General features: G+C 62.0%; 13 protein-coding genes. 3 read left to right on the top strand and 10 right to left on the bottom strand.

From position 1 onward, the window contains the following. Positions 1–132 precede the first annotated feature (132 nt). On the bottom strand, positions 133–1473 hold the full coding sequence (locus tag ACZ48C_RS02540) for an ABC transporter substrate-binding protein (RefSeq protein ID WP_464782087.1): 1341 nt from the start codon (positions 1471–1473) through the stop codon (positions 133–135). A gap of 324 nt (positions 1474–1797) precedes the next feature. On the opposite strand from ACZ48C_RS02540, the gene ACZ48C_RS02535 reads away from it, so the two are divergent. After that, positions 1798–2823 (top strand): substrate-binding domain-containing protein, encoded by a 1026-nt coding sequence (locus ACZ48C_RS02535; protein WP_464782086.1) that lies wholly within the window; start codon positions 1798–1800, stop codon positions 2821–2823. Positions 2824–2859: 36 nt separating this feature from the next. Here the strand turns inward: ACZ48C_RS02535 and folD are convergent, their stop codons facing one another. Further along, positions 2860–3759, bottom strand: a complete 900-nt coding sequence (folD, locus tag ACZ48C_RS02530; protein ID WP_464782085.1) for a bifunctional methylenetetrahydrofolate dehydrogenase/methenyltetrahydrofolate cyclohydrolase FolD — start codon at positions 3757–3759, stop codon at positions 2860–2862. Positions 3760–4184: 425 nt separating this feature from the next. Here folD and ACZ48C_RS02525 point away from each other — a divergent pair, with 425 nt between their 5' ends. Then, a complete protein-coding gene (locus ACZ48C_RS02525) occupies positions 4185–4964 on the top strand; it encodes a WecB/TagA/CpsF family glycosyltransferase (protein ID WP_464782084.1) in 780 nt (259 codons plus the stop codon). 135 nt (positions 4965–5099) lie between these two features. Here the strand turns inward: ACZ48C_RS02525 and ACZ48C_RS02520 are convergent, their stop codons facing one another. Genes ACZ48C_RS02520 through ACZ48C_RS02510 form a run of 3 tightly spaced genes read right to left on the bottom strand, consistent with a single transcriptional unit; the run spans position 5100 to position 6571 of the window. Continuing rightward, positions 5100–5627, bottom strand: coding sequence for a hypothetical protein (locus ACZ48C_RS02520; protein ID WP_119257720.1), 528 nt, complete (start codon positions 5625–5627; stop codon positions 5100–5102). Continuing rightward, the gene (locus ACZ48C_RS02515; RefSeq protein ID WP_119257719.1) at positions 5624–5992 is read right to left on the bottom strand and encodes a hypothetical protein; all 369 of its coding nucleotides are present in this window, start codon (positions 5990–5992) and stop codon (positions 5624–5626) included. The genes ACZ48C_RS02520 and ACZ48C_RS02515 overlap by 4 nt, the downstream gene beginning before the upstream one ends. 15 nt (positions 5993–6007) lie before the next feature. Further along, a complete protein-coding gene (locus tag ACZ48C_RS02510; RefSeq protein WP_119257718.1) occupies positions 6008–6571 on the bottom strand; it encodes a rod-binding protein in 564 nt (187 codons plus the stop codon). Positions 6572–6635: 64 nt separating this feature from the next. Between ACZ48C_RS02510 and ACZ48C_RS02505 the strand changes: the two genes are divergently transcribed. After that, the gene (locus ACZ48C_RS02505; protein ID WP_281048104.1) at positions 6636–6764 is read left to right on the top strand and encodes a hypothetical protein; all 129 of its coding nucleotides are present in this window, start codon (positions 6636–6638) and stop codon (positions 6762–6764) included. Positions 6765–6859: 95 nt separating this feature from the next. On the opposite strand, the gene ACZ48C_RS02500 is transcribed toward ACZ48C_RS02505, so the two are convergent. From ACZ48C_RS02500 to ACZ48C_RS02480, 5 genes are all read right to left on the bottom strand, one after another. Further along, on the bottom strand, positions 6860–7258 hold the full coding sequence (locus ACZ48C_RS02500; protein WP_454630907.1) for a hypothetical protein: 399 nt from the start codon (positions 7256–7258) through the stop codon (positions 6860–6862). 1 nt (position 7259) lies between these two features. Then, the gene (gene fliR, locus ACZ48C_RS02495; RefSeq protein ID WP_464782083.1) at positions 7260–8012 is read right to left on the bottom strand and encodes a flagellar biosynthetic protein FliR; all 753 of its coding nucleotides are present in this window, start codon (positions 8010–8012) and stop codon (positions 7260–7262) included. Then, complete coding sequence (gene flhA, locus ACZ48C_RS02490) at positions 8009–10096, bottom strand: flagellar biosynthesis protein FlhA (protein ID WP_464782082.1); 2088 nt, start codon at positions 10094–10096, stop codon at positions 8009–8011. Before flhA ends, fliR begins: the two co-directional genes overlap by 4 nt. A 190-nt stretch (positions 10097–10286) precedes the next feature. Continuing rightward, complete coding sequence (locus tag ACZ48C_RS02485; RefSeq protein ID WP_464782081.1) at positions 10287–11021, bottom strand: class I SAM-dependent methyltransferase; 735 nt, start codon at positions 11019–11021, stop codon at positions 10287–10289. Next, positions 11008–11736, bottom strand: coding sequence for an aspartate/glutamate racemase family protein (locus ACZ48C_RS02480; RefSeq protein WP_464782080.1), 729 nt, complete (start codon positions 11734–11736; stop codon positions 11008–11010). Before ACZ48C_RS02480 ends, ACZ48C_RS02485 begins: the two co-directional genes overlap by 14 nt. Positions 11737–11950: the final 214 nt, after the last annotated feature.

The following is an 11950-nucleotide window of genomic DNA, read 5'->3' as shown; positions in this document are numbered from 1 at the left end:
CAGCTCCTCCCCAGGAATGCTCCCCTCAAGAACCCTCGGAGGCGCATCGATCGTCCACGTGGCCTTGCCACATGTCCGGTGCACTTCGCATGCGTGGGAAACCGGCCGGCGGATGCCGGCCGGTTCGCCGGATTACTTGATGGCGTCCCAGGCCTTCTGGATATCGGCCGCGACGTCGTTGGCCGACTTGCCGCCGACGAAATCGACCATGCCCGTCCAGAACGCGCCCGCGCCGATCTTGCCCGGCATCAGGTCGGAACCGTCGAAGCGGAAGGTCGTCGAATCGAGCAGGATCTCGCCCTGCTTCTTCATCGGGGCATTGGCATAGGCTTCCTTGTTGGCGCTCTTGAAGGGCGTCAGGAAGCTCGACTGCGCCATCCAGACCTCATGGGCGATCGGCGTCTTGAGGAACTCGATGAAGGCGCGCGAGGCGGGTGTGTCCCTGGTGATCATGGCGAGTGTGCCGGCGCCGAGGACCGGGTTGCCGAGCTCCGGCTTGCTGGCATAGGGCGGCATGTAGAAGAAGTCCGCGTCCTGGCCGACCACCGTGCCCTCCGGGAAGAAGGACGGGATGAACGATGCCTGGTGGTGCAGGTAGCATTTCGGCGGCGAGGCGAAGAGGCCCTTCGGGCTGTCGCGGAAGTCGGTGGAGGCGACCGCCGCCGCGCCGCCGTCGACGAACGTGTCGTTCTTGGCGAACCAGCCGAATTCGTCGAGCGCGCCGACCACGGCGGCATCAGTGAAGGGAATCTCGTTCTTGACCCACTTGTCGTAGGTTTCCGGCGATGCCGTGCGCAGCATCAGGTCCTCGACCCAGTCGGTCGCCGGCCAGCCGGTGGCGCCGCCGGAACCGAGGCCGATGCACCAGGGCGTGCCGCCATCGGCGACGATCTTTTCCGTCAGCGCCTTGAGGTCTTCCATGGTCTTCGGCACTTCATAGCCGGCGTCCTCGAAGTTTTCGGGCACGTACCAGACGAGCGACTTCACGTCGATCTTGTAGGGGAAGGCATAGAGCGCGGCCGTGCCGTCCTTGCCCTTGAAGGTCGAAAGATCGACCCAGGACTGGCCGGCGGCATAGTTGTCGAGCAGCCACTTTTTGGTCTCGTCGCCGAGCGGCGTCAGGTAACCCTTGGAGGCGAGGTCGGCGATGAGACCCGGCTGCGGCAGGATGGCGACGTCCGGCGGGCTGCCGGCCTGCGTGTCGATGACGATCTGCTGCTCGTAGTTCTCGGAGGAGGAGTATTTCAGGTCGACGCCCGTCGCCTCGACGAAATAGGCATAGACATTCTTGAAGAGCGCTTCGTCCTCGCCGCGCCAGGGGCCGAAAATAGTGAGCGTCTGGCCCTTGAGGTCGTGGCCCTTCCCGAAATCCTCCAGGCTCTGCCAGTTGAACCGGGAATCCTCGCCGGGCTTGAACTTCAGATCGGCCGAAACGGCGCCGCCCGCCATGAAGAGCGCGAGGGCAGCGGTCATCAACAAGGTCTTCTTCACCTGATTTGCCTCCCATAGCAAACCCGCCCTCTCCCCGGGCGGGCATTTTCAAAAACGCCCCCAAATTCAAAGCGCTTTGGATGCACTTTCATCCCATTTCCCCCGCGCCTTCGTCAAGTACCCTTCCCGACTTGAACGAAAGGCGCGAGGCTGACGCAGCGCAGCGTAGTTTTGCAACGCAAAAAGCCCAAATCCGCTTTTACTCGCGGATTTGCTGATGTTAGATGCCGGGGCGCCTTGGGACAATCCGGAGATATGCGCGCCAGAAATCCAAAGCGCTTTGAATGGTTCTAGAAAGCTAAGCATGTGAATCTCAAGCAGTTATCGCAATTGCTGGGCCTCTCCCAGACAACCGTGAGCAGGGCTTTGAACGGTTATCCGGAGGTCAATGCCGAAACCCGCCAGCGCGTGCTCGATGCCGTCCGGGAGACCGGCTACCGCCCCAACCGTGCGGCCCAGCGCCTTGCGACCGGCCGCGCCGGCTCCATCGGCCTCGTCATGCCGACGGCCGACGGCATCCAGTCCGACGTGCATTTCGGCGAGTTCCTGGCCGGGCTCGGCGACGAGGCGGTCAAGCACGACTTCCACTTCGTCATCAACCCGAGCCATCCCGAGGACGAGGTCGCCACCTGCCGGCGGCTGGTGGCAAGCGGCAATGTGGATGCGCTGTTCTTCGCCTATATGCGCGAGAAGGACCCGCGCATCGCCATGATGAAGTCGCTCAAGACACCCTTCATCGTGCATGGGCGTTCCATCGGCATCCCGTCCGACTATCCCTTCCTCGACATCGACAATACCGGCCTCTTCTACGATGCGGCGCGGCTGCTCACCCAGCTCGGTCACCGGCACTTCGCCCTCATCAACGGACCGGACTACCTCACCTTCGCGATGCGCCGCCGCAAGGGCACCGAGCGGGCGCTCGGCGAATACGGGCTCGTGCTGCGCGAGGAGTGCGTACAGCATTCGCAGATGACGGACGAATACGGCTTCCGCGCCATGGAGCGTTTCCTCCGGCTGGAGACGCCGCCGACGGCCGTGCTCTGCTCCAGCACCGTGCTGGCGCTCGGGGCCGTGCGGGCGATCAGCCAGGCCGGCCTGAAACTGGGCACGGATATCTCGCTCATCGCCCATGACGACGTGCTGCCGATGCTGAAGCCGGAGAACTTCATGGTGCCGCTGACGACGACGCGCTCGTCGCTACGCGCCGCCGGCCAGCGCATCGCGCGGCGGCTCATCGCGGAGATCCTGCAGCTCGAAACGGTGCCGCAGCAGGAACTGTGGAAGGCGGACCTCATCGTGCGCGCCTCCACGGGGCCGGCACCCGCCAGATGAAAAGGCGCCCCGAGGGCGCCTTTTGCGGGAAGCGGTTCAGAACTTCGGCGGTGTCCTGCCGGCCTTGCGATAGGCGGCAATCACCGTATTGGCCATCAGCATGGCGATGGTCATGGGGCCGACGCCGCCGGGAACCGGCGTGATGACGCCCGCGACCTTCGCGCATTCCTCGAAGGCGACGTCGCCGACGAGGCGCGACTTGCCCTCACCCTTTTCCGGCGCGGGAACGCGGTTGATGCCGACATCGATGACGGTCGCGCCGGGCTTGACCCAATCGGCCTTCACCATCTCCGGCCGGCCGACGGCAGCGACGAGGATATCGGCGTTGCGGCAGACGGCGGCGAGGTCCTTCGTGCGCGAATGGGCCGTCGTCACCGTCGCATTGGCGGCGAGCAGCAGGGCCGACATCGGCTTGCCGAAGAGGTTGGAGCGGCCGATCACCACGGCATTGAGGCCGGAGAGATCGTTGCCGTGGATGCGGCGCACGAAGACCATGGCGCCGGCCGGCGTGCAGGAGACAAGGCCGCCGTCGAGATCGCCCGTCGCCACCTTGCCGGCATTGACGACATGCAGGCCGTCGACGTCCTTCTCGGGCCGGATCGATTGGATGATCGGGTCGGAATCGAGGTGTTTCGGGAGCGGAAGCTGCACGAGGATGCCGTGGATGGTCTCGTCGGCATTCAGCGTTTCCACCAGACGGGCAAGCTCTTCCTGCGTCGTCTCCTCCGGCAGCGTGTGCTGGACGGAATTGAAGCCGCATTCCTTGGCCATGCGGCTCTTGGAGGAAACATAGGCGTGGCTGGCCGGATCGTCGCCGACGATGACGACAGCAAGACCGGGCTTGAAGCCGGCGTCCTGTTCGAGCGCGACGGTCGCGGCTTTCACGGCGTCAATCACGGAAGCGGCAACCTGCTTCCCATCGATAATGGTGGTCACATTTCTCTCCCTGAATGAATTGCGCCACCCTAGCGGGGCGGCCGTTCGGCGGGATGGCCTCTCAACGCCCTATGCTGTCCAAAACACATAAATTCAAGCGCCATCGACGGGAAGAGCACACGAAATCGACCGGAGGCCATTTTTCCTGTCAGCGATGAGGGGAGCCGCTATGCGGCATGGCGAAACCACTCAGACCGCCGGCCTTTGTTCCATGTCGCCCGGAGGATTTTTACCGCAGCGGCAGCCTTTCTCGAAGAAATGATACGCAACATCAATGCCTTGGCCTCATGGTTAGCGAAGGATGAACACCTTCCCTCACCTTTTCCGGAATTCCTTAAACGGCCCTTCAGCCGGACTTGCTAGACCGGCCGCGAAGCAATCCGTTCGAAGCGGGATTGCCGAAAGTCGTATGAGGGAACCGGGCCATGGCCTTCGCATCGGGCAACATCGTCGCCTCCCAGCGGGAGATACTCGGCCTTGCGGTCTGCGATCTCGGCTGGGCCGAAAGTTTCTCGCTTGCCGAGGAAGTGGCGACCATGCCCTTCGGCCAGAACGTCATCGCCTTCCTCGATGCAAGAAACGCCAATCGCCTGACATGGGATGCGGAATACCGCGCCGTGCTGGAGCGGCAGATCGTCATGCCCGAGGGAAGCGGCATCGACATGGCCTCGCGCATGCTGCACGGCAAGCGCTTTCCGGCACGCTTCACCGGCACGGCCTTCGTTCCGGCGCTCCTGACCTATCTCGTCAGGCCGATGCGCGTCGCCCTGATCGGCGGCACCTCGGAAACATTGAAGCAGGCGGCCGGGGACCTGCAGCGACATGCCCCCTGGCACACCATCCTGCCGATCGCCGACGGCGCATTCGACCCGGAAGAATCCGGCGCGATCATGGACCGCGTCCGCGCCGCCCGCGCGGATATCCTCGTCGTATCGATGGGAAGCCCCGCGCAGGAAAAGTGGATCGACCGCCATGTCGGCGCCGGGGATGCGCGGCTCATCCTCAGCGTGCGCGGACTGTTCGACATGCCGGCCGACGGTTCCCGGCATCGCGAGGCCGCCGGCAGGCAGGGCATCACCGCCCGCCTTGCCCGGAAGCCCGATTTCGCCGCCCCCCTCCTCCTTTGCCATGTGCTTCGCCACAAGCTGGCGCGACCAAGGCCGGCGCACGGCCCGGCGGCAACGGCAAAGGCCGGCTCGATCTGACGAACCGGCCTTCCTGCACTCCTAGAGTGTTTCCGCTTTTCCCCGAATCGCGAAAACGCTCTATCTCCTTGTTTCTACGCAACTCCGGACGCAAAACCGCTGCGCACTTTTGCTGGAATTGCCATATGGCGGGGATCAGTGCCCGCTTTTTTGTGTCTGCTCGACGGTCGGGACTTCGCCCTTCAAAAGGGTCACGCCCTTCTTCTGCGGCGGGTCCTCCACCGAGGCGGTGGTGAGATAGTCGATCTGCTCGACATAGACCTCGGCGATGACCTCCGCGCCGAAGCGGCGGTTCAGCCCCTCCTTCACCACGCCGCGGAAGGCGTCGAGATCGAAATTGCCGGTCGCCCCGACATCGATCATCTTCTTGCCGACGAGCAGGGTATAGAGTTCGTCGGTGATCATCTCCGGCAGCGGTACGACCTGCTTGGCGGCAAGCTCCTTGTTGGCCTTGTAGGCGAGCTTGGTCAGCAGGTAGCCGCTGACGCCGCCCTCGCCGATCACCGGCACGGTGGTCGTATAGCCGCTGACGAATTCCATCGCGGCCTCGCGCGCGGCGGCGGCCGTGTCGACCTTGGGAGCCGAGGCCATCTTCAGCGAGAAATAGACCGAGGCGAGCGTGATCGCGAGTATCCAGACGCCGGTGCCGACGAGCTTGATCATGTGCCGTAACCCAGGCGGAACTGTTCCTGCGAATAGGTGCCGTCAGCCTCGAGGTCCTGCACGGCATTCTTCAGGATGGTGACGACCTCGCGCACGGCTTCCAGATGGGCGGAGATGCGCTGGGCGTTGGTGGCCAGCTTTTCGCGCAGGCGTCCGAGCTGCGTGGAGAAGGTCGGCGGCACTTCGTCCGGCGGTACGTCGCGCGTCAGCATGGCGAGCTCATAGAGGCAGCGGCTCTTGTGGGCGTTCGACGTCGGCAGGTCGAATTCCGGGTCGCTGCCGATGCTGTCGTTCTCGTTGTCGATGATCGTCTCGAGTCGGCCGAGAACGGTGCGGATCCGGAGTTCGTTGTTCGCCTGTTCCATTTTGTTATGCTCCGCTTAAACCTTATGCGATTTCTTGTGATCGTCCTTGATGCCGGGCGTCAGATCGGCAAAGGCCTCGCGCTGCATGGTCTGCACCATGCCGGCGGCGACGCGGTCGACATCCTTGTCCCGCGGATTGGTGGTGATGCCGCTCTTCTTGGCGAGGCTTTCGGCAATGCCGATACCGCCGCCCTTGGCGATCGCATCGCCGAGCTGGTCGGCCATCATGCCGCGCCACATCTCGCCGGCCGTGCCCTTGCCGTAAAGCTCCTCGCTCTCGGCGGGCATCATCGACTTCACAAAATTCTGCAGCACCATGGATTCGAACTTGCGCAGGTGCTCCGGGATATTCTTCCCGCCAACGGCCTGAACGCCCGCACTCGCCGCGTGGCTGGCGGTAGTCGTATCCCGATTGAGAATGCCGACGGCGGCCTGGAAGCCGGCGCCCGCTTCGGCAAGGCTGGTCGCCTCAAAGGCGGCCCTGTTCGATTTCAGCTTGGCCTGCGCTTCCTGAACCTGTGCCGGATCGGCGGCGCGCACAACGTCGAGCACCAGATCGCTGGGGGGAGTTATTGCCACGTCTCAAAGCCTTTCAGGTGATTCCCGCGTGCCGGACCCGTCCTCATGGCGGTCCGCCGGCCTCATGACCATCGTGGACATCCGGTCCGCCCGCGCCATTGCCACGGCTGCTTCGGCAAACCTCGTCATCGTCCTGATGCGACTATCGCTGCTCAACCTTACGGGAGGCTGGTGGCGGATGACGAAGCCGTGACGCCGGCGGCCGCCAAATCCATTTTCACGCAAGCTTGATGAGAGGACGGTAAATCGCCTGTCTTTCCGGATATTTGGCCGGATAGTCGAAAGGACCTACGTGTCGTCCGACCTGTAGGCGAGATGCTGGTCGATGAGATCGTAGATGGCGTCGTCCGCGACCGCGCGGTCCTCGGCGTCGCGCGCCTCCTTCATGCGGTCTTCCATCCGGTCGCCCTTGGTGCGCTCACGCACGACACGCATCTCGTGCATTTCCTGCACGTTCGCCAGCATCTGCTCCTGCTGCTGGAGCCTGCTGTACTGGCCGGAATAGTGCCGCGAGAAGCTGCGGTGCACCGGATCGAGCGAGTTGATCGCATCGACCACCACGGTCATCGTCTCCGCCACTTCCTGCCGCTGGCGGGTGGTGCCGGCAAGGTCGATCTCCGCCATCTTCTCCAGATGGCGCTGCACCGTCACCAGCCGCTTGAGCTTGTCCGAGCGGTTCTGCGCCATGTCAGCCTCCCCGGAAGACCGGCAGGAAGCCGGCGGTGAAGATTTCCAGGAGCGAGGACACGCCGAAATACAGCAGCAGCATGCCGCCCATGATGATGAAGGGCAGCGAGATGAAGTAGATCGGGATCTGCGGCGCCAGCTTGTTGACGAGGCCGACGGAGACGTTGAACACCAGACCGTAGAGGATGAACGGGCTGGCGAGCCGCAGCATGATCATGAAGGTCTGGCTCAGCGTATCGGTGAGCGTGATGAGCGCACTCTGCGGATTGAAGCCGCCGCCGAGCGGCATGACATTGTAGGAATCGATCAGCGCCCGAAGGACGATGTGATGGAAATCCAGAAGGAAGAGTATCAGCAGGCCGGTGAAGGAAAGAAGGTTCGTCAGCTGGTTCTCCGCCGCGTCTTCCAGCACGTCCGGCGTCGGCGGCGAGTTGAAGCCCATCATCATGGTCAGCACGGTGCCGGCGAACTGCAGGCCGAGCACGTAATAGCGGGCGATCAGGCCGATCACCGCGCCGGTCAGCGTCTCGAAGGTGATCATCGTCAGATAGCCGCCGAGCGGGCCGGAGGCGCGCGGATAGATCGTGTCCCACATCAGCGGCAGCACCGCCATGGACACGGCGACCGCCAGGAACAGGCGGATCTGCATTGGCATGCGCGCGGAGGAAAAGCCCGGCAGGAGCATGAAGCACCCGCCGACACGGCAGAACGCGGCGAACAGCGCCAGCACCGTGCCCTGCGGGTCCGAGATCATGAAATGGAGCCGAGAATCTTGATCTCGATGCCCTTGGCAAGCTCGACATGCGAGAGAACCGGCAATGTGGCGAAGAGGCGCTCGATGATCATGCGCACATAAGAGCGGGATTCGGGCGACGTGACCAGTACGAAGGGCGTGCCGCGGTCGAGAAACTCGCGGATAACCCGGGTCGCCTGCTCGGAAAACTCCTCGAGCTGGCGCGGATCGATGTCGAACTCGACGATCTCGCCCTTCGAATCGCGCTTGAGCGCCTGGTGGAAGACCATGTCCCACTTGTTGCCGAGGCGCAGCACCGGCAGCACGCCGTTGTCGGTAAGGTCGCCGCAGATCTGCTGGGCCATGCGGATGCGAACATGCTCGACGATCTGCTCTGTCTTGCGCACATGCGGAGCGAGCTCGGCGACCGCTTCGAGGATGAGATGCAGGTTGCGGATGGAGACGCGCTCGGCGAGCAGCAGCTTCAGCACCGCCTGCAGACCCGAATAGGACATGTGCGAGGAGCAGATCTCGTCGGCGAGCTTGCGGTATTCCGGATCGAGGCGCTCGATCAGGATCTTCACGTCCTTGTAGGAGAGAAGCTGCGGCAGGTTGTTGCGGATGACCTCGGAAAGGTGCGTCAGCACCACCGAGACGTTGTCGATCGGGTGGAAGCCCTCGCGGCGCAGGTCGTCGGCGAAGGTCTCGAGGATCGAGACGGCCGGCATGCCGAAGGCGGGCTCGCGGATGTCGTCGCCCGGCACGCTCGGCTTGCGTCCGCCGCCGGTGACGACCAGCACTTCGCCGACGCGCACGATGTTGGAGGCGATCGTCGTGCCGTGGATGCGGATCTGGTAGGACTTGTCCGGGATGGTGATGTCGTCGGACACCTTGATCTCCGGCACCACGAAGCCGTATTGCGCGGCGAACTTCTTGCGCATCTTGCCGACGCGGAAGGCCAGCTCCTGATGCGCGCCGAGAAGGCGCGTGGAGACCTGCTTGCCGAGCAGCAACTCGATCTCGGCGGTCTTCAGCACCGACTTGACGGAATCCTTCTCCTGCTCGCGCGTCGCCTGGACCTGCTGGGCCTCCGCTTCGCGCTTGAGGCGGTTCTCCTCCTCGATACGGCGCGGGATGATCCAGGCGCCGAAGGCCATGACGCCGCCGAGGACCATGAAGGGGAAGAAGGGCAGGCCCGGCATGACCGCGAGCAGCGTCATAAGGCCGGAGGCGACGAAGAGCGCGCGCGGATAGCCGGAGAGCTGGTTGATGACCGCCTGGTCGGTGGAGCCTGCCGTGCCGCCGCGCGAGACGATGAGGCCGGCGGCGAGCGAGACGATGAGGGCGGGAATCTGCGAGACGAGGCCGTCGCCGACCGACAGCTTCACGAAGACGTCCGCCGCCTCGCCGAGCTCCATGCCGTGCCGGAAATAACCGATGATGATGCCGCCGAAGACGTTGATGGCGGTGATGAGGAGGCCGGCGATGGCATCGCCGCGCACGAATTTCGAGGCACCGTCCATCGAGCCGAAGAAGGAGCTTTCCTCCTCCAGCTCGCGGCGGCGGAGCTGCGCCTGCTTCTCGTCGATGAGGCCGGCGGAAAGGTCGGCGTCGATCGACATCTGCTTGCCGGGGATGGCATCGAGGGTGAAGCGCGCGCCGACTTCGGCGATACGCGTCGCGCCCTTGGTGATGACGATGAAGTTCACCACGATCAGGATCATGAAGACGATGATACCGATGACGAAGTCGCCGGACATGACGAGGCTGGCAAAGCCCGCGATGACGCCGCCCGCCGCATCATGCCCCTCGTTGCCGTGGGAAAGGATGACGCGGGTGGTCGCGATGTTGAGCGCGAGGCGCACCATGGTCGCGATGAGGAGGACCGTCGGGAAGGACGAGAAATCGAGCGGCCGCTGGATCCACAGCGCCACCATGAGGATGAGCACGGAAAAGGCGATCGAGAAGGCAAGGCCGATGTCGATCATGAAGGCCGGGATCGGCAGGAAGAGGATCGACAGGATCGTCAGGATGCCGACGGCGAACGCGATATCGCGGCCGCTGGGGCTTACCTTCGGAAGGTTGATTGCCGGTACTTGCGCCATCTGAATGCGTCCCGTCTCGTCATGAGAGGCCGCGACGCATCACACGCGTCGCCCATTTCACATGACGACATAGAGGGCGAAGCTTGCGCGAGGGTGGCAGACAGTAAGGGAAGCGGATCACTGATTTCTTTTATAAAGTCCTTTTAATATATGCCCTCTAAATAGCAATTTGGAGCATCTCAAAGTAATACTATCTCCGCGTCATGATCATGTAACGATGCTTCGTCGTGGCGTGCCTCTGGAAAGAAGAATCTTGCAAAAAATTGCCCTCCTGCAACTCGAACGCGCCCGAGCGAAAGATAAAGCCTTCGTACTCGGCCGGGGTACGATAAGCAGCATTGTAGTCATCACCAATCTTCTGGCTAAACTCATCGATCAGCGTTAATCTTTTTCCGGTGAGAGAAACGGGCTCCCGCCAATAGAAGAATGATCCAGATGGCATTACTTCTGCGAGTGAAGCCAACATGGCTTCCACTGAAAAGTCGTTCATGTAAAGACAAACGGCGGTGACGATACAATGCGTGTATGGGCCGTGAGACTTCAACATTGATACGTTGAGGTCATCTGCAGGCTGCACGTAAAAGTAGCTCCCCGCAAAACCCCGCCCTTTGGCCAAGGATATCAGCTTCGGACTGAAATCGACTCCGACGTAACGAGAGACCGCGGGCACGACATCGGCAAGCGCCGTTTTTGACCAACGTGCGCCACCGCATCCTATATCCAGGATCACACTGGAACCATCAAAATCAAGTAGCGGCCACACTTGATTTACTTCAGCAGCATGTCTCTGTTCAGCTTCATCGAATTCACTGAATGTGGTCGCGGCATGAACGGTATCAGGTGTCGCAGTCTCAGCCCTACGCTCAAAGAAGCGCAACTGCTTGTCGTGATCGAGATTGTGAAGCTCGCCCTCATACCTGCTCATAGGTTGCCTCGCTTAATCGTACGCATGCCTGCGCAAGGATATCTACGGTATCGAGAACCTTATCTAATCTTAACAAGTCTTCGCTAACCGCCAGATGCAACTCAGTGCACGCCAATACGATCTCACCGGCACTTGACTTTCGTAGGCTTGACGCAACTCTCGCCACTATCTCATGAGGCTCCGTCGAATGGCGGTGGCAACCACGCTTTATCATCTGGATAACGTTGGTGATCGACTTTTGATCAGATTCCTCCGGATATACAAATTCCATTTCAACTCCCAAGGCTTTGGCATGGGTTTCGTATACCTTTGCCGCCCTTGTGCCATCCGAGCAAAGTAGCCCGATTGGCTGGACGGTGCTCTGACTCATATGTAGAGATTGGATCGCTTCTCCCACCATGTTGATGAGCGGTACCGGGCTTTTCTCGGCAAGGTCAAAATAGGCAGCGTGGGCGGTATTGCAGCACATCGCGATAAGGTCGGCTCCTGCCGCCGCCAATTTCTCACATGCCGCCACATATGAGGGAATGAAGCTCGGCCCACGCCCCTCCAGATACAAACTTCGACTCGGTGCCTGTGTTGCGTGAAGCATGATGACTTCGGGGTGATGATGGTCTCTATACGCCCCTCTGCTGGTACCGATTGTCTCGACTTTCTGAAGAAAGCTATTCGCGGCAATCACGCCTGCGCCGCCGATTATGCCGATGGTTTTCATACCGACCTCTGTCTCGGATGGAGTGTACACATTGCGCTGACGGCGCTGCAAACTCGGTTCTGAGCAACAACAGGCATCTTGCTCTATTCCGTCCCCGCCCCTCTGCTCAGGCAATTGAACGACCAAGCATGCCATCCTTACGGGACGACGCCGAACGAGAGTATGAAGATGTCGCCGCCGAATTGAAGGTTCATGGACGATTGGAGCGCCCATC

Source organism: Shinella sp. 1A1, from assembly GCF_055379515.1.
The sequence above is the reverse complement of the archived record's forward strand: the minus strand, read 5'-3'. Positions and strand labels throughout refer to the sequence as shown.

Excerpts from the sequence above, each read along its gene's own strand:
- fliR (WP_464782083.1), bottom strand. The coding sequence starts at position 8,012 with ATGATCTCGGACCCGCAGGGCACGGTGCTGGCGCTGTTCGCCGCGTTC.
- ACZ48C_RS02505 (WP_281048104.1), top strand. The coding sequence starts at position 6,636 with ATGACCATCGTGGACATCCGGTCCGCCCGCGCCATTGCCACGGCTGCT.
- ACZ48C_RS02520 (WP_119257720.1), bottom strand. The coding sequence starts at position 5,627 with ATGATCAAGCTCGTCGGCACCGGCGTCTGGATACTCGCGATCACGCTC.
- flhA (WP_464782082.1), bottom strand. The coding sequence starts at position 10,096 with ATGGCGCAAGTACCGGCAATCAACCTTCCGAAGGTAAGCCCCAGCGGC.
- ACZ48C_RS02485 (WP_464782081.1), bottom strand. The coding sequence starts at position 11,021 with ATGAGCAGGTATGAGGGCGAGCTTCACAATCTCGATCACGACAAGCAG.
- ACZ48C_RS02500 (WP_454630907.1), bottom strand. The coding sequence starts at position 7,258 with ATGGCGCAGAACCGCTCGGACAAGCTCAAGCGGCTGGTGACGGTGCAG.
- ACZ48C_RS02540 (WP_464782087.1), bottom strand. The coding sequence starts at position 1,473 with ATGACCGCTGCCCTCGCGCTCTTCATGGCGGGCGGCGCCGTTTCGGCC.
- ACZ48C_RS02515 (WP_119257719.1), bottom strand. The coding sequence starts at position 5,992 with ATGGAACAGGCGAACAACGAACTCCGGATCCGCACCGTTCTCGGCCGA.
- ACZ48C_RS02480 (WP_464782080.1), bottom strand. The coding sequence starts at position 11,736 with ATGAAAACCATCGGCATAATCGGCGGCGCAGGCGTGATTGCCGCGAAT.
- ACZ48C_RS02525 (WP_464782084.1), top strand. The coding sequence starts at position 4,185 with ATGGCCTTCGCATCGGGCAACATCGTCGCCTCCCAGCGGGAGATACTC.